Raw genomic sequence first — 22,435 nt, forward strand, 5'->3', positions numbered from 1 at the left:
AGCTTCGCTACTGATCCGAGTGTAGTGGCGCGGCCTGCGCCGCACCTGTGCGGCATGGTCAACCATTGCGTGCGGCAGGCTTAGCATCGGATCCGTGAGTGACGCGCAGCATCCCTGGGCAGGCCACCCGAAAGGCACCCGGGGATACCGCAACATGCTCCTGGCGCTGCTCTTCGGCGGTTTCGCCACCTTCGCCCAGCTGTATTCGGTGCAGGCGGTGCTGCCCGGCATCGCCCGAAGCTTCCAGGTCAGCGCAGCCGATGCCGCGCTCAGTCTTTCCGCCGCCACCATCGGCCTGGCCCTGGCCGTTATCCCCTGGTCCGCGGTGGCGGACCGCGCCGGCCGCAAGCGCACCATGGCGTGGGCGATCAGCGCCGCCGTGATCCTGGGCTTGGCGCTGCCGCTGGCGCCGCATTTCCCCGCCTTGCTGGCGCTGCGCTTCCTGGAGGGCGCCGCGCTGGGCGGCATCCCCGCCGTTGCCCTGGTCTATCTGAACGAGGAGGTGCAGCGGCTGCACGCGGCGGTCGCGGCGGGCACCTACGTCGCGGGCACCACGGTGGGCGGCCTGGCCGGGCGCCTCATCGCCGGGCCGGTAGGGGAGTGGGCCGACTGGCGCGCCGGCGTGCTGGCGGTCAGCGCCGCCGCCGCGCTTGCCGCCGTGCTGTTCGTCCGGCTGGCACCGGCCCCGCGCGGCTTCCGGCCGGTGCCGCGCGGACAGGGGCCCGGGCTGGGGCAGCGGATCCTGGCCAACCTGCGCTCGGCGCCGCTGCTGGCGCTCTATGCCCAGGGCTTCCTGCTGATGGGCGGTTTCGTCGCCGTCTACAACTACCTGGGCTTCCGGCTGGAGGCGCCGCCGTTCTCCCTGCCCGCCTCGCTGGCCTCCCTGCTGTTCCTGGCCTACCTGGCCGGAACGGTGAGTTCCCGGGTAGCCGGCGGCCTGACGGCGCGGACCGGCCGGTTGCCCGTGCTGCTGGGCGCGATCCTCGTCAGTATCGCCGGGCTGGCGGTCACGCTGGCCGATTCTCTACCGCTGATCCTGCTGGGACTGTTGGTGTTCACGGCCGGATTCTTCGCCGCGCATTCGATCGCGTCGGGCTGGACGCAGCGGCTGGCGACGGTCGGCGCGGCCCAGGCGTCCAGCCTCTACAACCTCTTCTACTACGCCGGGTCCAGCCTGTTCGGCTGGGCCGGCGGCCTCTTCTTCGGCCGGTTCGGCTGGACCGGCGTCGTTGCGTTTACCGCCGCGCTCGCCGTCGTGGCGGGGGCCACGGCGGTGCCCGCCCTGCGGGGGCGCGGCGGCAGGGAGTGAGGTTGGCCACCGGAGGGCGCCTAAGCTGGAGGGCGTGAACCCGGAGAAGATTGCCGAGCAGCGGCAGGGACGGAGCCTGAACCGGCAAATCCTTGCCCTCGCCATCCCCGCCTTCGGCGCCTTGATCGCCGAGCCGCTCTTCCTGGCGGCTGATTCGGCCATCGTGGGACACCTTGGCGTGGCGGAACTGGCCGGGATGGGCCTGGCCGCCACCGTGGTGCAGACCGTCGTCGGACTGATGATCTTCCTCGCCTACTCGACCACCCCGGCGGTGGCGCGGCTGCTGGGGGCCGGCCGGGTTTCGGATGCGTACGGCGTCGGGCGGGACGGCATCTGGCTGGCGCTCGCCGTCGGCGTGGTGCTGGCCGCCGCCGGCTGGGCTTTCGCGCCGGACCTGACGGCGGCGATGGGGGCCAGCGGGCAGGTGCAGGAGTTCGCGGTGGACTACCTGCGCTGGTCGATGCCCGGCCTGCCGGGCATGCTGATCGTGCTGGCGGCCACCGGGGTGTTGCGCGGCCTGCAGGACACCAAGACCCCGCTGCTCGTCGCCGGCGTGGGCTTCCTGGCCAACATCGGCCTGAACTTCCTGCTGGTCTACGGGATGGGGCTCTCGGTGGCCGGGTCCGCCATGGGCACCAGCCTGGTCCAGTGGGCGATGGCGGCGGTCTACCTCGTCATCGTCTACCGCGGGGCGGTCAAACACAGCGTGCGGCTGCGGCCCACCTGGGTCGGCCTGAGGGCCACCACGCACGTGGGGTCGTGGCTGATGCTCCGGACCTTGAGCATGCGCATCGCCCTGCTCGCCACGGTCTTCGTGGCCACCTCGCAGGGCCCGGTGAGCCTGGCCGGCCATCAGCTGGTGATGACGATGTACAGTTTCCTGGCCTTCGCGCTGGACGCCATCGCGATCGCCGCCCAGGCCTTGATCGGGAAGGAACTCGGCGCCTCGAACAAGGCGCTGGCACACTCGCTGACCCGCCGGATGATCGTCTGGGGCGTCGGATTCGGCGTGGTGACCGGCCTGCTGCTGGCGGCGGTGGCACCCGTGCTCGGCTGGGTCTTCACCTCCGACCCGGCCGTCCACCAGGCGTTCACGGCCGCGATCTGGCTGCTGGCCCTGAGCCAGCCGATCTGCGGGCTTGTCTTCGTCCTGGACGGCGTGCTGATCGGCGCCGGCGACGCGCGCTACCTGGCGATTGCCGGCGTCGTGAATCTGGTTGCCTACGTGCCCCTGCTGATGTGGGTGGCCACGGCGGGGCTGACCGGCGCTGCGGGTCTCGTCTGGCTGTGGGCGGCCTTCGGGCTCGGCTACACCGCGGCGCGCGCGGCCACGCTCGGCTGGCGGGTCCGCAACGATGCGTGGATGGTCACCGGGGCACATTAGGCTGGAACCGTGACGATCCCGAGCACTACCCAGGCGGCCGTATTCTGGCAGCCGGTCCTGATCCGCGCCCTGGTGGCCGCCGCCTTCGGCGCCACCACCATCTTCTGGCAGGACCCCGACCGCACCGTGATGGCGCTGGCCGGCGGGCTGTTCCTGCTGCTCAGCGGCGGGGCGGTCTGGCTGCTGGCGCGCAAGCCGGCCGCTGCGGCCCACCGCCAGCTGCTGCTCCTGCAGGCCGCCGTGCTCGCCGTGGCCGGCATCCTGGCCTGCGCCCTCCAGACGGTCCCGATGTTCACCGTGCTGGCCACCGCGGCGCTGCTGGTCTCCGGCGGGGCCGAGCTGATGCTCTGGTGGAGCAACCGGCCCTCCCGCGGCGACATCCCGGGGAAGCCCGCGGGTATCCCGGCCGCGACCGGTGTGGCGGTCTCCGTGCTGGCCCGCGACTGGCTGATCACCGGCGCCGTGTCCGTGGGCTTTGGCGTCGCGCTGCCGTTCTTCGCGCACCTGGGCCCGCACGCGCTGCTGGGGGTGCTGGGCGGGGCGGCGATCATCATCGCCGTCGTCCTCTTGATTGCCGCCCTCAGCCTGCGCCACGAGGCCAGGCAGCCGGCGGCCGGCTGAATACCGCCCGCGCGTGTGGTCCCGGCCACCGGCGCCTGCGCGGCAACTTCTACAGTCGGTAGACTGGATGCAGGCTTTATCCGTCAGCAGGAGGAAATCATCGTGGGCAAGAACGCGTCTGGCCGTCCGGACGAAGGACGGATGTCCGTCAAGGGCCCGCTGATCTTCTCGGCGGTACTGGCCGTGGTCGCCGGCTCCCTGACCATGGTCTTCGCCACCGGCGGGTCCGGAAACCTGCTGCGCTGGGACCTCGGCGTGACGGCGGCCGGCATCGCCTTCATCGCCTCGCTGCTGATCGTGGCGGTGCTGACCATGTCCACCAAGGAGAACCCGAGCCACCTCAGCGAGGGCTCCGGAATCCATCGCGTCTCTTCGAAGATCCCGGGCGGCGCCGGCACCGTGCCGGCCCCGGGCACGCCGCAGAGCCGGGCCCAGGTGGAAGAACAACAGGCGGCGGAGTCCGCCGCAAATCCCGACCAGGCCACCAATCGTCTTTCGGGTAACGACGACGACGGCGGCGCGCGCCGCTGATGTGCGCTGGCGCCGGCCCGGCCGGGCCTGACAAGCTGGCAGCATGACGTCCGGCCAGCCTTCCCCGCGCCTGCCCCTCCCGGCAGATCCCGGCGACACCGCCGCGTCCGGCGGACAAGCGCCCGAGGCCAAGACCACGTTGGCCGCGGAGCTGTGGTACCGGTCGGATCCCCGACTCTTCAGCGAGGATCTCCAGGCGCGCCTGACGGCGGAATTCCCCGGCGCCTCCTTTTCCGACGGCGTTGCCCTGCTGCCGCACGCCGGGCACTCCTTCGACATCAACGGCGCCTCCGGCGTGAAAACGATCCGGCTGAGCACCGGCGTCGCCGTTCCCCGCGGGCCGCTGTCCGCGGCCGAGGCGTTGGAGACCACCCCCGCGGACCAAAGCTGGTCCTGGCCGGACGCCGAGCAGCAGGTGCCCGGCTGCACCCACCGCATCCTGGTGACGGAGGTGGTGGCCAGCGGCTTCGAACCCAAGCCGCGGGTCGAGTCCTTCCAGCGGGTGCTTCGCCTGCTGGCCGCCGAGACGCGGCCGGCCGCGGTCCGGTGGCTGCACAACTCCCACTGGCGGGACCCCGGGGAGCTGGAGGCGGCACACCCGCTGGCGGGCCCGGTGAATATGCGGTTCTTTCTGGTCAGCAACGACGAGGGCGCCATGGTGGTGGACAGCTTGGGCATGTACCAGCTGGGCCTGCCGGACGTGCAGGTGCACTTCCGCGACAAGGATCCGAACCAGATGGTGGAACTGGCCTTTAACGTGGCCGCCTACCTGTTCGAACACGGTCCGGTCATCCAGTCCAAGAGCCAGCTGAACGGTCCGGAGGGCATGAGGTTCACCGCCGGCTGGGAAGATTCGCTGCTGCCGCCGCTGCGGACTGTCATCGACCTGGATCCCGGCCCGCCCTACTCGGCCGGCAGTCGCTAGGGCCGCAGGCGGGGCGTGAGGCCGGGCGGCCGGCAGCCGACAGGCCGCAGGCGGGCGCTCAACCACCCCAGGCCGGGCACCGGCCGGTCGGTCAGCGGGCGGCAGCCGACTTGCGCGCCCGGTAGGCGGCCACGTGCGTACGGTTGGCGCAATTGCCGGTATCGCAGAAGCGCTTCGACCGGTTCTTCGACAGGTCTACCAGAACCGCGGTGCAGTCGTCCGCGGCGCAGATCCGCAGCCGGTCCAGCTGCTTCTCGCGGATCACGTCCACCAGCGCCATCGCCGCCTCCACGGCCATGCGCACCTCCAGCGGCGCGTCCGGGCGGGTGGCATGCAAGTGGTAGTCCCACTGGTCGTGCTTGACCAGCTGCGGGATGGCGCCGGCGTCGGCCAGGATTGTATTGACAATGACGACGGCGCGGTCCTCCGGCGCGGACCAGACCTCCTTGAGCACGGGGCGCAGGGCGCGGACCGCCTCGAGCTCCGCCGTCGTATGCGTGCGCGAACCGGTGAAACCGAAGTCGTCCACGAGAGCATCGAGATCCGCCACCTTGGCGAGGGTGTCCGGGTGGACCTCGGCCGTATTGATCAGCCGGGCCGCGTCCACCAGCGAGTACTCCGTGTCATGAGCAAAGACCACATTGACTCCTGAACAGTGGCAGCGTTATTGTCAGGAGTATACCTCTCATGACTCCTGACAGACCCGTTCTGTGCCGGGAGTGAACCCGCACTTCCCCAAGGATCCGTCATGTCCTCCACCGCCGCCGAACAGCGCACCCAGACTGCCCCGCCGCCCCCGGGTTCCGCCGTGGCCGGCGTCGGCATCGCCTTGGTCTCCTCGGCGATCTTCGGACTCTCGGGGCCCTTTGCCAAGTCGCTGCTTGAGGCCGGCTGGACGCCGGGCTCTGCGGTGGCGGTGCGGATGGTGGGCGCGGCGCTGGTGCTGTTCCTGCCGGCCGCCTTTATGCTGCGCGGCCGGTGGGGCCAGCTGCGGCAAAACTGGAAGACCATCGTGTTGTTCGGGCTGATCGGCGTGGCCGGTTGCCAGCTTTTCTACTTTAATGCCGTTGCCACCCTCTCCGTGGGGGTGGCGCTGCTGCTGGAGTTCCTGGCGCCGGTGCTGATCGTGCTGTGGCTCTGGCTGACCAGCCGCCGGCTGCCGCGGCCCGCGACCATCGCGGGTACCGTGCTGGCGGTGGCCGGCCTCATGCTCGTCCTCGACGTCTTCGGGCCGGTCAAACTGGATGTTGCCGGCGTGCTGTGGGGGCTCGGCGCCGCCGTGTGCCTGGTGGTCTACTTCTTCATCACCGCCAAGCAGAACGACTCGCTGCCGCCGCTCGTGCTGGCCGCCGGCGGACTGCTGGTGGGCGGTGCGGCCATCGTCGTCCTCGGCGCGGTGCAGGTCTTGCCGATGGCCTTCAGCACGGCCGGCGTCGAGCTGGCCGGCTGGCAGACCCAGTGGTGGGTGCCGCTGGTCGGACTGGTACTGCTGTCCACGGTGCTGTCCTATGTCACCGGCATCATGGCCGCCAGGGCGCTCGGCACCAAGGTGGCCTCCTTCGTCTCGCTGACCGAGGTGCTCTTCGCCGTCATCTGGGCATGGCTGCTGCTGGGCGAGCTGCCAGCGGCCATCCAACTGGTCGGCGGCGCACTGATCGTGGCGGGCGTGGTGCTGGTCCGCGCCGACGAACTGCGCGGCCCCAAGCCGGCGTTGAAACCCAAGCAGCTCCAGAGGGCTAGCGGACGATCTTGAAGTTGAACTGGGGCGTGCCGAGCGCGCTCCAGAGGCGGAGCCAGATGGGCAGGATCATTTCGGCACCACGGGCGGTCGTGATGTCGCCGAGGTCGATGACATCCCGATGGCCGAGATCTTTCAAGAGTTCGGTGACTGTGATCTTGGCATCGGTGTCGTTGCCGGAAACGAAGACCGTTCCGGGGTCGGAGAGCAGTGCGGGGCGGGCCTGGAGGTCGGCGGTGAGCGTGTTGAGGGACTTCACGACGCGCGCGGCCGGGAAGGCGCGCTGTATCTGCTCGCCCAGGGAATCAGTGTCCTTGACGAAGAGGGTCGGGGGCATTCCGCTGCTGGAGTCCAAGGGGTTGGCGATGTCGAGTATGACCTTGCCCTCAAGGTTTTCGGCCCCGGCCTGAGCCAGGGCGTCCAGGGAGACGCCGCCGTTGGTTGCGTTGACGATAAGCTCGGCGCCGGCCGCGGCGTCGGTGAAGCGGGCGACACCGATGCCTGGGTTGTCGGCGGCCCAGACGGCGAAGGGCGGAGTGCCCATGGCGTCAGCCGCGGTCCTGGACAGGGTGGTTTCGGGATCGCGGGTTCCGATGGTGACGGCGTGGCCGAGCTCGGCCAGGCGTGCTGCGATGGTTCGGCCGGCCCTGCCGGTTCCGAGGACTGCAGTTTTCATGATGGTTTCCTGTCCGGTTCGGGTTTACCCGCTCGAGTGTGACTCCCCTCACCACTCACTGTGCTCCTTCCATCGGGAGCGAGCCAGTCCGGTCGAGGAAGTCGCAGGGGTTTCCCCGCCCTGAGCTTTGGGCGGGGCCCGCGGTTGGGCGGCAAGTCCGGCGTCTATCTCAACGAGGCTCGGCTGCAGGTGCTGTAACACCCGCCACGAGAGCTTGCTCACATATCTATGGTGTGTGGCACAGGAGCGGGTCGCGCGGGTCATAGAGTTGATTGCTCAACCGAACTTACCGGTCGTTCAGTCTGTAGCCGCTCCGAGCGGCTTCATCAGCAACAAGTTAGGCCCGCCATGGATATCAGAGCCCGCATCGAGGCAGCCCCCATGAAGCGCACGCAGGTCGGCGTCATCGCCATCTGCATGGCGCTCTACATGATCGACGGTTTCGATGTCCTGGTGATGGCGTTCAGCGCCAATGCCGTGATGGAGGACTGGGGCCTGAGTGGCAGCCAGCTGGGTGTGCTCCTGAGCTCCGCGCTGATCGGCATGGCGATCGGCTCCATCTTCGTCTCCAGCGTCGCGGACATCATCGGGCGGCAGAAAACCCTGGTGATCGGCGCCGCCGTCGTCGCCGTGGGCATGCTGGTCTCGGCCTTCGCGCCCGGCTACGCCGTGCTGGTCGTGCTGCGTTTCATCACGGGCCTGGCCGTGGGTACCCTGCAGGCCACCGCCAACGTGCTGGCCTCCGAATTCTCCAACGCCAAGCGCCGCTCCACCGCGCTGGCCCTGGTCAGCATCGGCCAGCCCATCGGCGGTGTGCTCGGCGGCATGGCCACCGGCGCCCTGATCACCGCGTTCGGCTGGCGCTCCGCCTTCCTGTTCGGCGCGATCATCACCGTGGTCATGATCCCGTTCATCATGAAAGCCGTCCCCGAGTCCGTCGACTTCCTGCTGGTCCGCCGCCCGGAGAATGCCCTGCAGCGCGTCAACAAGGTGCTGCGCCGGATCGGCCAGCCGGTCGTGGAAGAACTGCCGGCCCTGCCCGAGGCCCCGGCCAAGAAGAAGTCCCGCTTTGCCGACGTGCTCACCGGGGTCAATGCGCGCCGTACCATCCTGATTTCGCTGGCCTACTTCATCCTGATGGCCAGTTTCTACTTCGCCAACTCCTGGACCCCCAAGCTGGTCACCGCCAGCGGCTTCAGCCAGCAGGACGGCATCACCGCCGGCGTGCTCTTCAGCGTCGGCGCGATCATCGGTGCCGTCGTGCTGGGCGTCTTCGGTGCCCGCTTCCCCATGCGCAAGGTCCTCGCGGTGTTCTTCGTGATCGGCGGCCTGACCTTCGGCGCGTTCTCGCTCTCCACCGGATCGCTGGCCGGCGCGCTGTTTGCCGCGGCGCTGGTCGGCTTCGGCTCCAACGCCCCGATTGCCGGCATGCTGGCCATCAGCCCCACGTACTACACCTCGGACGTGCGCGGCACCGCACTGGGTCTGGTCATCGGCATGGGCCGCGTGGGTGCGATCGCCTCGCCGATCATTGCCGGCGCACTGATGGACGGCGGTTGGAAGCCTACCGACCTGTACTTCCTGTTCATCATCCCGATGCTGATCGGCGCCGTGGTGATTTCCATGCTGGGCAAGCCGGTGCTCGCCTCGGTTGCCCCGGAAGGCGCAGCGGACCGGGAGCGGGAACCGGCCGGCAAGCACTAACCGGCAGCAGTTCGGCTTAGAACCTTGGAACGACGGCGGGGCCCGGCACGGTGCCGGGCCCCGCCGTCGTGCGTGGGCAGGTGTGGGGCCCGCGGCCGTGCTGTGCGGGGGTGGTGCGACGCCGCGGCGGGGGAGCAAACTGGAACCAGCCAGCACCCACCATCCGAACCGGAGGCCCGAAATGTGCCGGAATATCCGCCAGCTCCACAACTTCGAACCCGCCGCGACGAATGCCGAAATCGAGGCAGCGGCGCTGCAGTATGTGCGCAAGGTCAGCGGGAGCAACAAGCCGTCCAAGGCCAACGAGGAAGCATTCAACCAGGCCGTGCACGAGATCGCGCACATCACCGCCCACCTGCTCGACGACCTGGTGACCGCGGCGCCCCCGAAGAACCGTGAGGAAGAGGCCGCGAAGGCCCGCGCCCGCGCCGCCGTCCGCTACGGGGCCACCGTCTAGGCCCGGCGCCGAAAACACCGGCCCGCCGGGACGCTGCTGTGCCGCCCGGCGGGACGCTGCTGTGCCGCCCGGCGGGTTGCAGCCCCCGCCCGCTACCGCCCGAAGCGGCGCAGGCGCAGGGAGTTGGCCACTACCAGCACGGAGCTGGCGGCCATCGCGGCGCCGGCGATCATCGGGTTGAGCAGCCCGAGCGCTGCCACCGGGATCCCGAGCGTGTTGTAGGCGAAGGCCCAGAACAGGTTCGACTTGATGGTGGAGAGGGTCCGGCGGCTGAGCTCGATGGACTGCACCACCTGACCGAGGTCGCTGCCCATCACGGTCAGGTCCGCGGCTTCGATCGCCACGTCGGTGCCGGCGCCCATGGCGATGCCCAGGTCGGCCTGGGCCAGCGCGGCGGCGTCGTTCACGCCGTCGCCCACCATCGCCACCGTCTTGCCCTCGTCCTGCAGCCGCTTGATCGCGGCCACCTTCTCCTCGGGGAGCACATCGGCGAAGACGTCCTCGGCGGCGATGCCGACCTCGGCGGCCACTTCGGCGGCCACCGCTGCGTTGTCGCCGGTGAGCAGGATGGGGTGCAGCCCCAGGTCCTTGAACCGTGCGATGGCGGCCGCCGAGTTCTCCTTCACGGTGTCCTGCAGGCTGACAATCCCGGCGATGGTGCCGTCGACGGCGACCCAGACCGCCGTGGACCCGGCCTGCTGCTGCTCCAGCAGGGCCCGGCGATGGGTGTCGGTGAGGGCGATGCCGTTCTCGTCCATCCAGTTGTTGCGGCCGACGACGACGGTGCTGGCTCGTCCGTCGCGTTCGGTGATGGTGCCGCGGACGCCGCCGCCTGCCGTGCTGTGGAAATCGGAGAGGGCCGGCAGTCCGGCATCCTTGCCGGCCGTCGCCCCGGACGGCGTGGCGGTGCGTGCCGCAACCTTGCGGGCTGCTTCAACGATGGCCAGGGCGATCGGGTGCTCCGAGCCGGCCTCGACCGCGCCGGCCAGCAGCAGGACCTCGTCTTCACTGCGGTCCGCCAGGGCCAGCACGCCCTCCACCGCCTGCTGCCCGGTGGTCACGGTGCCGGTCTTGTCCAGCACGATGGTGTCCACGTGCCGGGTGTCCTCGAGGATCTGCGGCCCCTTGATCAGGATGCCCAGCTGGGAAGCCCGGCCGGTGCCGGTGAGCAGTGCGGTGGGCGTCGCCAGTCCCAGGGCGCACGGGCAGGCGATGACTAGCACGGTGACGGCCGCGGTGAACGCCGCCTGCAGGTCGCCGGTGAAGACCATCCAGAGGGTGAAAGTGACGACGGCGATGACCAGCACGATGGGGACGAAGACGGAGCTGATCCGGTCGGCCAGCCGGGCAATCGGGGCCTTGCCCGCCTGCGCCTGGCTGACCAGGCGGCCCATTTGCGCCAGCGTGGTGTCCGAGCCGACCCGGGTGGCGCGGACCAGCAGCCGGCCGGAGGTGTTGATGGTGGCACCGGTGACGGTGTCGTCCACATCCACTTCTACCGGCACGGATTCACCGGTAAGCAGGGAGGTGTCGACGGCGGAGTGCCCGTCCACCACGTAGCCGTCGGTGGGAATCTTTTCGCCCGGCCGGACCACCATGATGTCCCCGGGCACCAGGTCGGCGGCCGCCACTTTCACCTCGGCGTCGTTTCGCAGCACGGTAGCGTCCTTCGCGCCCAGGTTGAGTAGGGACTTCAGGGCGTCGCCGGCCCGCTGCTTGGCGTTGGCTTCCAGATAGCGGCCCAGCAGCAGGAACGTGACCACGACGGCGGCCACCTCGAAGTACAGTTCGTGCTCGGCCATATTGCCGTGCACGTGTTCGGTCATCATCGGATCCATGACCAGCTGCCAGGCGGAGAAGAAGAAGGCCGCCAGCACGCCGAGGGACACCAGCGTGTCCATCGTGGAGGCCAAATGCCGGGCGTTGATCGCCGCGGCGCGGTGGAACGGCCAGGCCGCCCAGAACACCACCGGGATGCTGAGCGCGAAGGCAACCCAGCCCCAGTGCGGGAACTGCGCGCCGGGGATCATCGAAATAATGAAGATCGGCAAGGTCAGGACGGCGGCCGTCCAGAGGCGCGGCCGCAGCTGGCCGGCGGTGCCGCCATGGGCCATGTGGTCCTCACCCTCCACGTGATCGGCGTGCTCGCCGTCCTCACCGTGGCCGGCGGGTCCGGAGTGGTCGTGCCGGTCCCGGCCGCCGGGGCCGGTGCCGTGGTCCGACTCAGGGTTCCCGTCGTGCCCGTGGCCCGTGACCCCGTGCAGTGGGGCGGGCGCGGAGTGCGGCTGCGGCTTCACCCGGGCCTTGTAGCCGGTGGCATTCACCGTGTCCACCAACTGCTGGTTGGTGACACCGTCCGGGACGAGCACGACGGCGGACTCCAGGGGCAGATTAACGCTTGCCTGGACGCCTTCGATCTTGCCGAGCTTGCGTTCCACCCGGTTCACACAGGAGGCGCACGTCATGCCCTCGATCGCCAGTTCAACGGTTCTGGTCGGGTTCGGCTCGGCTACAGGATCCCTGGTGCCGGAATGGGAGGCCATCGGTTGGTCGACTCGATTCTGCGTGTGGTGACGGGCGGCGTGCGGGGCAGCGCGTCCGATGGCGCGCGAGAGGGGCGTACGTCGGCCGGAGGGCGCCGCCGTCGTACAGTCCGAAGGCGGTCTAGCCCTAGGCGTTCTGCGCGACGACGGTGTACCCGGCTTCGGCGACGGCCTCGCCAATCTGGGCCGGGTCAAGATCCGCCTCGGAATCGACCGTCGCCGTGGAGATTCCGCCCTTGTTGAGTTCGATGCTGACGTCCCGGACGCCGTCGAGGGCCTGCAGTTCTTCCGTGACGGCGTCCACGCAGTGGCCGCAGGTCATGCCGTCGATGCTGATGGTGGTGGTGCTCATGACAGTCTCCTAGGGGTGGGGTATGTGTTGGGCGTAAAGGTCAGCGCAGCAGCCGTCCGATGGCGTCCGAGGCTTCCCTGACTTTGTCCTGGACGATCTGGCGGTCGCCGCTGAGCTCGGATTCCTTGGCGGCGCCGACGACGCAGTGTCCGATGTGGTCTTCGAGCAGGCCAACGCTCACCGCGTGCAGGGCCTTGTTGACGGCGGCGACCTGGGTGAGGATGTCGATGCAGTACTTGTCGTCCTCCACCATGCGGGCGATGCCGCGGACCTGGCCCTCGACGCGCTTGAGCCGGCGCAGGTACGCTTCCTTGTCCGAGGTGTAGGCGTGCCCGATGTGCTCGTCGGCGGCGGTGACGGGATCGGTTTCCGCGGGCAGTGCTGTGTGGCTCATGGTTTCCTCAATCGGTGGACTACGTCAACCAATCTATACCCCCTAGGGGTATGACGCAAGGGCGGGCGGGCGGCCGGCTGCGTCCGGTCACTGGTGCTGCGGGATGCGCAGCGTTCGGAAGGCGAGCCATGCTGCCGCGACCATGAGAACCACGGCCAGCCCGGCGGTGACGGTCACACCGCTATCGAAAGCATGGACCGCGGAGTCGAGCAGGGAAGCCCCGGTGCGTTCGGGCAACTGTCCGGCGACGGTGATGGCTCCACCGAGGGTCTCGCCGGCAGCTTGCTGCTGTTCGGCGGTCAGTCCTGCGGGAAGGGCGATGTTCCGCCGGTAGGCACCGACCAGGATGCTGCCGAGCACGGCGGTCCCGAAGACAGAGCCCACCTCGTAGGCCGTCTCCGACACTGCGGAGGCGGCCCCGGCCTTGGCTGCGGGGACGCTGGACAAAATGAGGTCATTCGAGAGCGTTTCGGAGGCGCCGACACCTGCGCCGAGCAGCGCGAAGGCCGCCATCAGGGTCACCGCCGACGCATCCGGGGTCGACGCCACCAGGGCGTAGGCCGCCGCGGACAGTAACAGGGCGCAAGCCACCACCCGGTGCGGGGCAATCCGGCGCACCAGCGACAACGCGAGCAAACCGGCCGTTATGGTGACCACCAAACCTGGCAGCAGTACCAGGCCGGCCCGCAGCGGGCTGAGTCCGAGGACCAACTGGAGATGCTGCGACACGAAGTACAGGAAGCCGACCAGGGAGAACACGGCCAACAGGTTGACCAGCACGGCGCCGGTGAAGGGGCGGTGGCGGAACAGCCGGACATCCAGCATCGGGTTGGCACGGCCCAGCTGGCGGCGGACGAACAGCCAGCCGGCCAGGACGCCGAGGGCGAACGTTGCTGCCGCGACGGCCAAATTTCCCCCGCCGGCCAGCTGCTTGATGGCGTACACAACGGGGAGCAGGGCGGCGACGGAGAGCAGGATGCTGGCCGCATCGACCGGCCCGGGCTCAGGATCGCGCGACTCCGGCACACACGCCGGCGTCAGCACCAGCATCGGCAGCAGCATGGGGACGGCGAGCAGAAAGACCGAACCCCACCAGAAGTGCTCCAGCAGCAGGCCGCCCAGCAGCGGTCCGAGGGCGGCGCCGGCGGAGAAGCCGGCGGCCCAGATGGCGATCGCCAGGCGCCGCTGAGCCCGGTCCGTGAAGATGTTCCGGATCAGGGACAGGGTGGCCGGCATCAGCATGGCCCCGAAGATGCCCAGGCCGGCGCGTGCGGCAACCAGCAGTTCGGCGCTGGGGGAGAAGGCGGCCAGCGCGGACAGTGCGGCGAAACCGGCCGCGCCGATCATCAGCATCCGGCGCCTGCCGAACCGGTCGCCCAGGCTGCCCATGGCCACCAGCAGGCCGGCGAGTACCAGGGGATAAATGTCGATGATCCACAGGAGGGTGGTTCCACTGGTGCTGAAGGCCAGGGAAATCGCGGGCAGCGCGAAGCTGAGCACGGTGTTGTCGACGGCGACCAGCAGGACCGGAAGCATCAAGACTGCCAGGGCGGTCCATTCTCGGCGCCCGGCGCGCTGGGTGACGGTAAGCATGGTGGGTCTTTCGGGATCGGGGAAGTTTGACTTACTGTACCGTCTGGACGGTTTACCTGCAAAGTGGCAGCTCCGCCGGAGAGCGGGTTCTAGGATGGATGGATGGCCAGTGCGAGAGACCGGATCCTCGACAACTTCGAGGACATCCTGATCAAAGAGGGCGAACGAGCCGCCACGATGGATGCCGTCGCGGCGGCGGCCGGGGTGTCCAAGGGCGGGCTGCTGTACCACTTTCCGTCCAAGGAGGCCATGGTCGAGGCCCTGTGCGAGCGGCTGTCCGCACTGACTGCAGCAGACGCGGAGCAGATCCTCAGTGCCCCGGAAGGAGCGGCCCGCTACTACGTGCGCACGTCCAAGTTCGTCGGTTCGCCGCTGGATCGGGCGATCGTGGCCGTGGCGCGCCTGGTCCAGCAGGGTCACCCGTCCGCCGCCAGGACCTTTGCCGGAATCCAGGAGCTGTGGCTGGATGCCTTGGAGCAGGCGCTGGGCAGCCGGCCGGTGGCCCAGGCCGTGAAGCTGATCGGCGACGGCCTCTACTACAGCGCAACCTTCTTCTCGCCGGATGCGCAGCGCTACCAACTGGCCGACGGCGAGATGGATGCCTTGCTGGAACAGGTCGACACGCTGGTGAGCCGGGGCTGACTCGAGGCCGCCGGGCTTAGGGTCAGCCCGTTCCCGGAAAATCCGTTCCCGGCAGGACCAGGGGATCATCGTCGGTATTTGGCTGTGTCCGTGCCGGGGCCCGATCACTACACTGGGACGCATGACCGAGCAGGAACCGGGCCCGACCGGGCCCCCGGCTCAACAAGAGGTCGCGGGTTTCACCCCGCGGGCGGCCGCTGTTCCGGTGCAGGGCGGGGCCGGCGAAGGGCAGGGCCTGGCAACTCCGGACGCAGTCGACACGACCTTGCGCAGCCCTGCACAGCGGTACCGCACTTTCATGGGGATCCTGGTGAATACGGCCTTGGCCAACATCACCACCAGCTACCTGTGGTTCGCCCTGACGTTTTGGGTGTACCTGGAGACGCGCAACGTGATAGCCACCGGGGTGATCGGCGGCGCGTACATGCTGCTGATAGCCCTTTCCAGCATCAGTTTCGGCACCTTCGTGGACCGCTACCGCAAGCTGGTCGTGATGCGCTTCGCCGCCGCCTTCACCTTGGTGATGTTCCTTCTTTCCGGGGCCATGTTCCTGTTGACACCCCAAGCCTGGCTGCTGGACCTCACTCGGCCGTGGTTCTGGGTCTTCTCCCTGATCATTTTGATCGGCGCGGTGGTAGAGAACATGCGCAACATTGCCCTCTCCACCACTGTCACTATCCTGATCGAGCCGGACCGGCGGGCCAATGCCAACGGACTGGTGGGCATGGTCCAGGGACTTATGTTCATCGTCACCTCGTTGCTCTCCGGCCTCTCGGTCGGGCTGCTGGGCATGGGCGGGACGATCGTCGTCGCCTTGGTGCTCACAGCGCTGGCATTTCTGCACCTACTGACCCTGCGCATGCCGGAGGAGGTGCGCGCGGCCGCCACGGACGCGCACGGCAGCTTCGACCTGCGCGGTTCCCTGGCCGCCGTGCTGGCCATTGCCGGACTGTTCGCGCTGATCCTGTTCTCCACCTTCAACAACTTCATCGGCGGGGTCTACATGGCGCTCATGGATCCCTATGGCCTGGAACTGTTCCCCGTGGAGCTGTGGGGCGCGTACCTCGCGCTCGGTTCCACGGGATTCATCGTGGGCGGCGCGATGATCGGCAAGTTCGGACTGGGGCGGAATCCGTTGCGCACCATGCTCATCGCGGTGATCGTGATGGGGGCCCTCGGTGCGGTTTTCACGCTGCGCGAGTGGGCCTGGCTGTACGTCGCAGGGATCTGGCTGTATCTGGTCCTGGTGCCTGTGGTGGAGGCCGCCGAGCAGACGGTCATCCAGCAGGTGGTTCCTCTTCAACGGCAGGGCCGGGTGTTCGGATTCGCCATGGCGCTCGAGTCCGCGGCTGCGCCAATCACCGCGTTCCTCATCGCACCGATCGCCCAAGTCTGGATCATTCCATATGCCCGGTCGGTCGAGGGTTCGGCCCAGCTCGCACCGCTCCTGGGCGAGGGCACGTCCCGAGGCATCGCCCTGGTGTTCTTGGTCGCTGGGATCGTCATGATCGTCGCCGCACTGCTGGCCTTCCTGGCCCCGGTCTATCGTCGGGTCTCGGCCTCGTACGCGCAGGCGACCACCGGAGCATCGGGGACCTGATTCCCGCCGCGGGCAGCTCCCGCACCCAGCCCGTGACGGCCTCCGCGAGGAATCTACTGCGCGTCCGGGTGCAGCGCCGGCTGCAGCTCGGACAGCAATTGCTGCACCCGGTGCTTGATGTCGTCACGGACCGCACGGACTCCGGCCGCGTCCCGGCCGGCGGGGTCGTCCACTTCCCAGTCTTCGTAGCGCCGGCCCGGGACCACGGGGCATTCGTCGCCGGAACCCAGGGTGACCACCATCTGCGCCTTGTTGACCGATTCGTGGGTGACGGCCGTGGGCCGCACCGCGGACAGGTCGATGCCCTCTTCTGCCATGGCCTCCACGACGGCGGCGTCGAGCCGTCCTCCGGGCCGGGTTCCGGCCGAGCGGGCCTCGATGCCGCCCTCGGCGAGCTGGGAGAGATAGGCCGCGGCCATCTGTGAGCGGCCGGCATCCCGCACGCCCACGAACAGGACGGTCGGACGGGTAGTGCCCGGTGTTGAGGCAGTCATGGCGGCCCTCCGCGTCGTTCGGCTCCCGGCCCCGCTGCCGGCGCCGGCTGCTTCTCCTCACTGTGCCAGAACTTCGGGCAGACCCATAGGTGCGTGGGCAATAATTGCAGGCGCGTGTACCCGGAACTGACCGGCCGATAATCCGGGGCACACAGCGCCTCTCCGTGGTGGATTAAGGCTTTCGGTGGGTGCGGCCTGGTCCGGCAAGGAAACCGGATCGGCGCTGAAGCTACTGGGCCTCCGCGGGGTTGCCCGCCGCAGCGTTCTGCTCCGCGACTGCCTGCATCGCCTCGGGTGACATGTGCATGATCTCCCAGACGTGTCCGTCCGGGTCGGTGATGGCGGCCCCGTACATGCCCGGCATCTCGGCCTCGGCGGGCCGGTAGACAGCACCGCCGCCGGCCTCGGCCTTGGCCACGAACTGGTCGACCTCCTCGTTGGAGTCCGCGCTGAGGGCCACCAGCACTTCCTTGGCGTTCGAGCCCAGATGCGGGGTGCCGCCGTCGCGGAGGTACTTGCCGAAGTGCTCCTGCGTCAGCAGCATCACGATGATCGTGTCGGAGATGACCACCGAGGAGGCATCGGGGGAGGAGAAGTCCGGGTTCAGCGTGTAGCCGAGCCCGGTGTAGAAATCGGTGGCCTTTTTGAGGTCGCTGACGGGCAAGTTGATGAAAACCATGCGGTCCATGGGCTGTTCCTTCCAGGAGGGGCCCGCCGGCCGGCGCGGCGCGACGGGAGTGGGACGAGGTCCACTGTGGCACTGCGGCCGGGACGAGCCAAGAGCTATCGGCAGAGGTAGTTTGCCGTCCCGGTCGGCGGCCCTGCGGGCGGGCCTCCCTTGTCCGCGGGAAACCGCAGACCTACGGTGGGAGTAGTAGCGGCGAGGCGAAGGAGGCGCGAGATGGCGGAATTGCGGATTGAACAGTGGTGGCTGAAGCTGGCGACCGGGCACAAGCAGTGGTTCCGGGAGAACCTGCGGGCCGACGTGGTGGACGCAGACGCGGCGGCGGCGGTCTATGAGGCCGGCGGGCCCGACCTGAAGGAGGCCACGCTGCCGGAAGAAGATTGGGAGTTCATCGAGACCCAGTCCGAGTTCGTGGACTGACGCCGACGGCGGGCGGCGCTCCCGGCCGGTCGGGCCCGGGGCGGGTAAGTTGGTGTGAAACGGCCCACGTGGCCGCCAGACGACGTGCTCGAAGGGGTGGCCCGATGGCCGGAATCATCATCGTAGGAGTCGACGGCAGCGAAACCGCCATGAAGGCGGCACGCACCGCGGCGAAACTCGCCGCATCAATGGGTGCCGAACTCCGGGTAGTTACGGCCCACGAGTCCGATGCGACGGAAGTTGTGTCGATCGGAAACGACAAGTGGTACATCCACGAGTCCGAAAGGGCAGAGAAGGTAGCCAGGGACGTCGCGGCGGAACTGGGTGCGGAGGGCCTGCGGACCAGTTTCACGGCGGTACTCGGCAAGCCCCAGGATGCGCTGGTGGAAGAGGCGGAACGCGTCAACGCCCGCCTGATCGTCGTCGGGAACGTGGGCATGCAGGGGCTGGGGCGGGTGCTCGGCAGCGTGGCCAGTTCGGTCACCCACAAGGCGGCCTGTGACGTGTACATCGCCAAGACCGCCGGCTGATTCCGGGATGGTGAACGAACTGCAGGTGGCCGGCCGTGCCCAGGTTCCGCCGTTCCAAGTGATGAGCATCCTTGACCGGGTGGCACAGATGCGCGCTGCCGGCCGGGACGTTATCTCGTTGTGTGCGGGGGAACCGTCCGGCGGCGCCCCGCGTGCAGTGTCCGCGCGGGCCGCCGAGATCCATGCCTCCGGCCAGCCGCTGACCTACACCAGCGCGCTGGGCATCCAGGAGCTGCGGACAGCGATCGCCGGTCATTACGGGCGCTGGTACGGGCTGGACGTGGCGCCGGAAGAAGTGGCCGTGACCACGGGTTCTTCCGGAGCCTTCATGCTGGCGTTCCTGAGCGCCTTCAACCCGGGGGACCGCGTGGCGCTGGCACGGCCCGGCTATCCGGCCTACCGGAACATTCTGCGGGCGCTCGGTTGCAAGGTGGTGGAGATCGACTGCGGTCCCGAGGTCCGCTACCAGCCGACGCCGGAACTGCTGGCCGCGGCGGAGTCGGCCCACGGGCCGTTGGCTGGCCTCGTGCTGGCGTCGCCGGCCAACCCCACCGGCACCATGGTGTCGCGCAGCGAGCTTGCCGCGCTCACGGCGTGGTGCGCCGGGCATGGGGTCCGCCTGGTCAGCGACGAAATCTACCACGGCATCACGTATCCGGCCGATCCCACGGAACCGGACTCCCGCGGAACCTGCGCCTGGGAACTGGACCGCACCGGCGTCGTTGTTTCTTCCTTCTCCAAGTACTGGGGGATGACGGGGTGGCGGCTGGGCTGGGCGCTGATGCCCGGCGACCTGGCGCCGGCCTTCGATGCGCTCGCCGGAAACGTGGCGCTGTGCCCGCCGGCGCCGGCCCAGCTGGCGGCACTGGAGGCGTTCGGCGCGGACTCCTACACGGAGGCCGATGCGGCGGTGGCCGCCTTCGCCGAGGTGCGCGCGCTGTTGCTGCAGAACCTGGGCCGGCTCCGGTGGGGGAATGCGGCACCGGCAGACGGGGCCTTCTACCTCTACGCCGACCTCGGACAACAGCTGAAGGGCTTCGCCGATTCGGCCGAATACTGCCGGGCGCTGCTGGAGGAAGAGGGCGTGGCCCTGGTCCCCGGCGCCGACTTCGACGCCGTCCACGGCACCCGCTCCGTCCGGCTGTCCTTTGCCGCCGGCGCGGACGCCGTGGCCTCGGCCATCGAGCGCATTGTCCGCTTCCAGGAGAACCACGGCCGGAACGCTTAGGTCCCGGGCCGCTCACGCCTGGACTTGGGCGCCCTCAAGGAGCCGCTAGCCGCCGGACAGCCCACGCCTGCGCCGGAACGGGTTACGCCGGCGAGCCGGAAGCGGTCACACCGGCCGTTCCCAATCCTCCACCGGCCCCTCGACCATGGTGAACAGCGGATGGGGGTCGGGGACCCAGCCGGGGCTTTGCTGCCCCAGCCCACGGTTCAGGACCACGGCGTGGGCAGGATCCCGGACCGCGATCTTGGCGATCAAATGCCCCAGTTCGAAGCTGAGCTGTTCCGAATGAACCGGCAGGGCAGGCTGCCGTGCCCTTGCGGCGGCGCCGGCGGCCGAGGTTCCCGGGCACCGGATCAGGCCGGTGTTGAAGGCATATCCGCGGGCCGCCGCCTCGGCTGCCAGCCCCTCCAGGTAAGCTCCGATGGCTGCCATCGGATCCTCCGCGGCACGAAAACGCTGCAGTTGCGGGTGGTTGCGGTAGCCCTTGGTTTCGCCCGCGAGGACCTTTTGCGCCAGCAAGGCCTCCCGCCAGCAGGCCACCAGGCCCCTGCGGTCGAGCAGCCGGGGGTGCAGGCTCCATATCCGCATTGGACCAGAATAAGCACACCGCGGCGTTCCGGGCGGCGACCACCACAGCCTGCTGGGGCGGCGGCCCAGGCAGCCGGCCGGGCGGCAGCCCCCCAGCCGGCTGCGGCGGCCGTCCGGGCAACCGGCGGCAGCGGAGGGAGAACTATATCGTGCCTGTGAGACAATAGGTGGCAATGTCTTCGCAGATTTCTTCCCCCCAAAAAACTTCCGACCGGCCCCAGGTGCGTCCCGCCGCCGAGGGCTGGAACCAGGCCGTCACCAGCGAGGGCCGCCCGCTGCTGCAGTTCAAGTCCCCGCGGGTCACGCAGCCGCCGGTCCACCTTGCCGACATGACGCTGGCCGAGCGGCAGGAAAAGATGAAGGAGCTGGGCCTGCCGGCGTTCCGCGCCAAGCAGCTGTCCACGCATTACTTCCAGCACTACACCACCGACCCCGAGCGCATGAGCGACCTGCCCAAGGAGCGGCGCGCGGAACTGGCGGAGGCGTTTTTCCCCACCCTCCTCACCGAGGTCAAGCGCCTGACCACGGACAACGGCGACACGATCAAGTTCCTGTGGCGGCTCTTCGACGGCTCGCTGGTCGAATCAGTGCTGATGCGCTACCCGGGCCGGATCACGCTCTGCGTTTCCAGCCAGTGCGGCTGCGGCATGAATTGCCCGTTCTGTGCCACCGGCCAGGCCGGCCTGACCCGCAACATGTCCACCGCGGAAATCCTGGACCAGATCGTCCAGGCCAACCGGGTCATCGCCGAGGGCGGCCTCGGCGGCAAGCGCAAGGACGGCGGCCACGACGCGGGTCGCGTCACCAACATCGTCTTCATGGGCATGGGTGAGCCGCTGGCCAACTACAAGCGCGTGATGAATGCCGTGCACCGCATGGTGGACGAGGCGCCCGAGGGCCTGGGCATGAGCGCCCGCGGCATCACTGTCTCCACCGTGGGCCTGGTGCCGGCGATCAACAAGCTGGCGGATGAAAACCTCCCCTTCACGTTCGCGCTCAGCCTGCACGCCCCGGACGACGAGCTGCGCGACGAGCTGATCCCGGTGAACTCCCGGTGGAAGGTCGACGAGGCGCTCGACGCCGCCTACGGCTACTACCAGCGCACCGGCCGGCGCGTCTCCATCGAGTACGCGCTGATCAAGGACATGAACGACCACGCGTGGCGGGCCGACCTCCTGGCCAAGAAGCTCAACAAGCGCGGCCGCGGCTGGGTGCACGTCAACCCCATCCCGCTGAACCCCACCCCGGGTTCCATCTGGACCTCGTCCGACCCGGACGTTACCCGTGAGTTCGTGGCCCGGCTCAACGACGCCGGCGTCCCCACCACGCTGCGCGACACCCGCGGCAAGGAGATCGACGGCGCCTGCGGCCAGCTGGCGGCGACGGAGTAACCTCTCACCAACAACGACGGCGGCGGGCCGGGTCCTCGGATCCGGCCCGCCGCCTGTTTCGGCGCCGCTTTCGGGCCCCTCGTCGCCGCGGCCGGACCCCTCGTCGCCGCCGGCGGGAGGCCTGCCCGCTAGTCTGGGACCGCCGAGGGATCCAGATGTTGCCGGGGGACCCTGTCGCGGCTGTAGGTGATCTCGGTGTAGCCGTGCGGTGCGGGCTTGCCGTCCTCGCCCAGGTTCACGAATACGATCTTATCGATCGTCAGGATCGACTGGCGGGTGAACATGTTCCGCACCTCCGCCCGCATCGTCAGGGACGTCCGGCCGAAATGCGTGGCTTTCAGGCCCATCTCGATCAGATCGCCTTGGCGGGCCGAGCTGACGAAGTTGATCTCCGACATGTACTTGGTCACTGCCTTGCCGTTGCCCAGTTGGACGATGGCGTAGATGGCCGCCTGTTCGTCGATCCACCGCAGCAAGCTGCCACCAAAAAGGGTGCCGTTGGCGTTGAGATCTTCGGGGCGCACCCACTTGCGGGTATGGAAGGAAATGTCGTCGGTGCCCATGGGACGACTGTATCGGAACGGGGCGGGAGGCTCGGCCGGGGCGTCTCGGAACAGCCCGCCCGCCGAG

Annotated in this window: 24 protein-coding genes; 14 read left to right on the forward strand and 10 right to left on the reverse strand. The window is 69.0% G+C overall.

Annotated features, from left to right (window positions below):
• Positions 1 to 154 precede the first annotated feature (154 nt).
• From AC5RVS_RS04095 to AC5RVS_RS04115, 5 genes are all read left to right on the forward strand, one after another.
• Positions 155 to 1,309 carry an MFS transporter gene (locus AC5RVS_RS04095; RefSeq protein ID WP_494107317.1) on the forward strand — a complete coding sequence of 385 codons (1,155 nt, stop codon included), beginning with the start codon at positions 155 to 157 and terminating at the stop codon, positions 1,307 to 1,309.
• 34 nt (positions 1,310 to 1,343) lie between these two features.
• Entirely contained in the window at positions 1,344 to 2,693 is a 1,350-nt protein-coding gene (locus AC5RVS_RS04100; protein WP_494107217.1) for an MATE family efflux transporter, read from the forward strand.
• A 9-nt stretch (positions 2,694 to 2,702) separates the two neighbouring features.
• Positions 2,703 to 3,314 (forward strand): hypothetical protein, encoded by a 612-nt coding sequence (locus AC5RVS_RS04105; RefSeq protein WP_494107218.1) that lies wholly within the window; start codon positions 2,703 to 2,705, stop codon positions 3,312 to 3,314.
• Positions 3,315 to 3,416: 102 nt separating this feature from the next.
• Complete coding sequence (locus AC5RVS_RS04110) at positions 3,417 to 3,845, forward strand: hypothetical protein (RefSeq protein ID WP_493989919.1); 429 nt, start codon at positions 3,417 to 3,419, stop codon at positions 3,843 to 3,845.
• Between the two features lie 43 nt (positions 3,846 to 3,888).
• Positions 3,889 to 4,770 carry a DUF4261 domain-containing protein gene (locus AC5RVS_RS04115; protein WP_494107219.1) on the forward strand — a complete coding sequence of 294 codons (882 nt, stop codon included), beginning with the start codon at positions 3,889 to 3,891 and terminating at the stop codon, positions 4,768 to 4,770.
• 91 nt (positions 4,771 to 4,861) lie between these two features.
• Here AC5RVS_RS04115 and AC5RVS_RS04120 read toward each other — a convergent pair whose 3' ends face one another.
• The gene (locus AC5RVS_RS04120) at positions 4,862 to 5,410 is read right to left on the reverse strand and encodes a CGNR zinc finger domain-containing protein (protein WP_493989917.1); all 549 of its coding nucleotides are present in this window, start codon (positions 5,408 to 5,410) and stop codon (positions 4,862 to 4,864) included.
• 108 nt (positions 5,411 to 5,518) lie between these two features.
• Between AC5RVS_RS04120 and AC5RVS_RS04125 the strand changes: the two genes are divergently transcribed.
• Positions 5,519 to 6,523, forward strand: a complete 1,005-nt coding sequence (locus AC5RVS_RS04125; RefSeq protein ID WP_493989916.1) for an EamA family transporter — start codon at positions 5,519 to 5,521, stop codon at positions 6,521 to 6,523.
• Here AC5RVS_RS04125 and AC5RVS_RS04130 read toward each other — a convergent pair.
• Positions 6,507 to 7,184 (reverse strand): NADPH-dependent F420 reductase, encoded by a 678-nt coding sequence (locus AC5RVS_RS04130; protein WP_493989915.1) that lies wholly within the window; start codon positions 7,182 to 7,184, stop codon positions 6,507 to 6,509. The genes AC5RVS_RS04125 and AC5RVS_RS04130 overlap by 17 nt on opposite strands.
• 348 nt (positions 7,185 to 7,532) lie before the next feature.
• Here AC5RVS_RS04130 and AC5RVS_RS04135 point away from each other — a divergent pair, with 348 nt between their 5' ends.
• Both AC5RVS_RS04135 and AC5RVS_RS04140 read left to right on the forward strand, forming a co-directional pair.
• Entirely contained in the window at positions 7,533 to 8,888 is a 1,356-nt protein-coding gene (locus tag AC5RVS_RS04135; RefSeq protein ID WP_494107220.1) for an MFS transporter, read from the forward strand.
• A 181-nt stretch (positions 8,889 to 9,069) separates the two neighbouring features.
• On the forward strand, positions 9,070 to 9,345 hold the full coding sequence (locus AC5RVS_RS04140; protein ID WP_493989913.1) for a DUF2277 domain-containing protein: 276 nt from the start codon (positions 9,070 to 9,072) through the stop codon (positions 9,343 to 9,345).
• A gap of 92 nt (positions 9,346 to 9,437) precedes the next feature.
• On the opposite strand, the gene AC5RVS_RS04145 is transcribed toward AC5RVS_RS04140, so the two are convergent.
• From AC5RVS_RS04145 to AC5RVS_RS04160, 4 genes are all read right to left on the reverse strand, one after another.
• A complete protein-coding gene (locus tag AC5RVS_RS04145; RefSeq protein WP_494107221.1) occupies positions 9,438 to 11,888 on the reverse strand; it encodes a heavy metal translocating P-type ATPase in 2,451 nt (816 codons plus the stop codon).
• A gap of 127 nt (positions 11,889 to 12,015) precedes the next feature.
• Positions 12,016 to 12,240, reverse strand: a complete 225-nt coding sequence (locus AC5RVS_RS04150) for a heavy-metal-associated domain-containing protein (protein ID WP_493980104.1) — start codon at positions 12,238 to 12,240, stop codon at positions 12,016 to 12,018.
• A gap of 40 nt (positions 12,241 to 12,280) precedes the next feature.
• On the reverse strand, positions 12,281 to 12,634 hold the full coding sequence (locus tag AC5RVS_RS04155; RefSeq protein WP_494107222.1) for a metal-sensitive transcriptional regulator: 354 nt from the start codon (positions 12,632 to 12,634) through the stop codon (positions 12,281 to 12,283).
• A gap of 87 nt (positions 12,635 to 12,721) precedes the next feature.
• Positions 12,722 to 14,227, reverse strand: coding sequence for an MFS transporter (locus AC5RVS_RS04160; protein ID WP_494107223.1), 1,506 nt, complete (start codon positions 14,225 to 14,227; stop codon positions 12,722 to 12,724).
• A 102-nt stretch (positions 14,228 to 14,329) separates the two neighbouring features.
• Between AC5RVS_RS04160 and AC5RVS_RS04165 the strand changes: the two genes are divergently transcribed.
• Both AC5RVS_RS04165 and AC5RVS_RS04170 read left to right on the forward strand, forming a co-directional pair.
• Positions 14,330 to 14,869: a TetR/AcrR family transcriptional regulator gene (locus AC5RVS_RS04165; RefSeq protein ID WP_493989909.1), complete on the forward strand. Its 540-nt coding sequence runs from the start codon at positions 14,330 to 14,332 to the stop codon at positions 14,867 to 14,869.
• A gap of 298 nt (positions 14,870 to 15,167) precedes the next feature.
• Positions 15,168 to 16,469, forward strand: a complete 1,302-nt coding sequence (locus AC5RVS_RS04170; protein ID WP_494107318.1) for an MFS transporter — start codon at positions 15,168 to 15,170, stop codon at positions 16,467 to 16,469.
• A gap of 53 nt (positions 16,470 to 16,522) precedes the next feature.
• Here AC5RVS_RS04170 and AC5RVS_RS04175 read toward each other — a convergent pair whose 3' ends face one another.
• Positions 16,523 to 16,963: an arsenate-mycothiol transferase ArsC gene (locus AC5RVS_RS04175; protein ID WP_493989907.1), complete on the reverse strand. Its 441-nt coding sequence runs from the start codon at positions 16,961 to 16,963 to the stop codon at positions 16,523 to 16,525.
• Between the two features lie 229 nt (positions 16,964 to 17,192).
• Positions 17,193 to 17,651 carry a VOC family protein gene (locus AC5RVS_RS04180; RefSeq protein ID WP_494107224.1) on the reverse strand — a complete coding sequence of 153 codons (459 nt, stop codon included), beginning with the start codon at positions 17,649 to 17,651 and terminating at the stop codon, positions 17,193 to 17,195.
• 213 nt (positions 17,652 to 17,864) lie between these two features.
• On the opposite strand from AC5RVS_RS04180, the gene AC5RVS_RS04185 reads away from it, so the two are divergent.
• The 3 genes from AC5RVS_RS04185 to AC5RVS_RS04195 all read left to right on the forward strand — a co-directional run bounded on the left by AC5RVS_RS04185 (position 17,865) and on the right by AC5RVS_RS04195 (position 19,826).
• A complete protein-coding gene (locus AC5RVS_RS04185) occupies positions 17,865 to 18,068 on the forward strand; it encodes a hypothetical protein (RefSeq protein ID WP_493989905.1) in 204 nt (67 codons plus the stop codon).
• 104 nt (positions 18,069 to 18,172) lie between these two features.
• Complete coding sequence (locus tag AC5RVS_RS04190) at positions 18,173 to 18,598, forward strand: universal stress protein (RefSeq protein WP_493989904.1); 426 nt, start codon at positions 18,173 to 18,175, stop codon at positions 18,596 to 18,598.
• Positions 18,599 to 18,605: 7 nt separating this feature from the next.
• Positions 18,606 to 19,826 (forward strand): aminotransferase class I/II-fold pyridoxal phosphate-dependent enzyme, encoded by a 1,221-nt coding sequence (locus AC5RVS_RS04195; protein ID WP_494107225.1) that lies wholly within the window; start codon positions 18,606 to 18,608, stop codon positions 19,824 to 19,826.
• A 105-nt stretch (positions 19,827 to 19,931) separates the two neighbouring features.
• Here the strand turns inward: AC5RVS_RS04195 and AC5RVS_RS04200 are convergent, their stop codons facing one another.
• On the reverse strand, positions 19,932 to 20,414 hold the full coding sequence (locus AC5RVS_RS04200) for a pyrimidine dimer DNA glycosylase/endonuclease V (protein WP_494107226.1): 483 nt from the start codon (positions 20,412 to 20,414) through the stop codon (positions 19,932 to 19,934).
• A gap of 173 nt (positions 20,415 to 20,587) precedes the next feature.
• Between AC5RVS_RS04200 and rlmN the strand changes: the two genes are divergently transcribed.
• Positions 20,588 to 21,805 carry a dual-specificity RNA methyltransferase RlmN gene (gene rlmN, locus AC5RVS_RS04205; protein ID WP_494107227.1) on the forward strand — a complete coding sequence of 406 codons (1,218 nt, stop codon included), beginning with the start codon at positions 20,588 to 20,590 and terminating at the stop codon, positions 21,803 to 21,805.
• Between the two features lie 128 nt (positions 21,806 to 21,933).
• Here rlmN and AC5RVS_RS04210 read toward each other — a convergent pair whose 3' ends face one another.
• Positions 21,934 to 22,368 (reverse strand): acyl-CoA thioesterase, encoded by a 435-nt coding sequence (locus AC5RVS_RS04210; protein ID WP_493989900.1) that lies wholly within the window; start codon positions 22,366 to 22,368, stop codon positions 21,934 to 21,936.
• Between the last annotated feature and the right edge of the window lie 67 nt (positions 22,369 to 22,435).

It is taken from the genome of Arthrobacter sp. Y3221048, from assembly GCF_059092685.1.

Bases quoted from the DNA above. Each gene is read 5' to 3' on its own strand.
- AC5RVS_RS04095 (WP_494107317.1), top strand. From the start codon at position 155: ATGCTCCTGGCGCTGCTCTTCGGCGGTTTCGCCACCTTCGCCCAGCTG.
- AC5RVS_RS04115 (WP_494107219.1), top strand. From the start codon at position 3,889: ATGACGTCCGGCCAGCCTTCCCCGCGCCTGCCCCTCCCGGCAGATCCC.
- AC5RVS_RS04125 (WP_493989916.1), top strand. From the start codon at position 5,519: ATGTCCTCCACCGCCGCCGAACAGCGCACCCAGACTGCCCCGCCGCCC.
- AC5RVS_RS04130 (WP_493989915.1), bottom strand. From the start codon at position 7,184: ATGAAAACTGCAGTCCTCGGAACCGGCAGGGCCGGCCGAACCATCGCA.
- AC5RVS_RS04135 (WP_494107220.1), top strand. From the start codon at position 7,533: ATGGATATCAGAGCCCGCATCGAGGCAGCCCCCATGAAGCGCACGCAG.
- AC5RVS_RS04140 (WP_493989913.1), top strand. From the start codon at position 9,070: ATGTGCCGGAATATCCGCCAGCTCCACAACTTCGAACCCGCCGCGACG.
- AC5RVS_RS04145 (WP_494107221.1), bottom strand. From the start codon at position 11,888: ATGGCCTCCCATTCCGGCACCAGGGATCCTGTAGCCGAGCCGAACCCG.
- AC5RVS_RS04150 (WP_493980104.1), bottom strand. From the start codon at position 12,240: ATGAGCACCACCACCATCAGCATCGACGGCATGACCTGCGGCCACTGC.
- AC5RVS_RS04155 (WP_494107222.1), bottom strand. From the start codon at position 12,634: ATGAGCCACACAGCACTGCCCGCGGAAACCGATCCCGTCACCGCCGCC.
- AC5RVS_RS04160 (WP_494107223.1), bottom strand. From the start codon at position 14,227: ATGCTTACCGTCACCCAGCGCGCCGGGCGCCGAGAATGGACCGCCCTG.
- AC5RVS_RS04165 (WP_493989909.1), top strand. From the start codon at position 14,330: ATGGCCAGTGCGAGAGACCGGATCCTCGACAACTTCGAGGACATCCTG.
- AC5RVS_RS04170 (WP_494107318.1), top strand. From the start codon at position 15,168: ATGGGGATCCTGGTGAATACGGCCTTGGCCAACATCACCACCAGCTAC.
- AC5RVS_RS04175 (WP_493989907.1), bottom strand. From the start codon at position 16,963: ATGACTGCCTCAACACCGGGCACTACCCGTCCGACCGTCCTGTTCGTG.
- AC5RVS_RS04180 (WP_494107224.1), bottom strand. From the start codon at position 17,651: ATGGACCGCATGGTTTTCATCAACTTGCCCGTCAGCGACCTCAAAAAG.
- AC5RVS_RS04185 (WP_493989905.1), top strand. From the start codon at position 17,865: ATGGCGGAATTGCGGATTGAACAGTGGTGGCTGAAGCTGGCGACCGGG.
- AC5RVS_RS04190 (WP_493989904.1), top strand. From the start codon at position 18,173: ATGGCCGGAATCATCATCGTAGGAGTCGACGGCAGCGAAACCGCCATG.
- AC5RVS_RS04195 (WP_494107225.1), top strand. From the start codon at position 18,606: ATGGTGAACGAACTGCAGGTGGCCGGCCGTGCCCAGGTTCCGCCGTTC.
- AC5RVS_RS04200 (WP_494107226.1), bottom strand. From the start codon at position 20,414: ATGCGGATATGGAGCCTGCACCCCCGGCTGCTCGACCGCAGGGGCCTG.
- rlmN (WP_494107227.1), top strand. From the start codon at position 20,588: ATGTCTTCGCAGATTTCTTCCCCCCAAAAAACTTCCGACCGGCCCCAG.
- AC5RVS_RS04210 (WP_493989900.1), bottom strand. From the start codon at position 22,368: ATGGGCACCGACGACATTTCCTTCCATACCCGCAAGTGGGTGCGCCCC.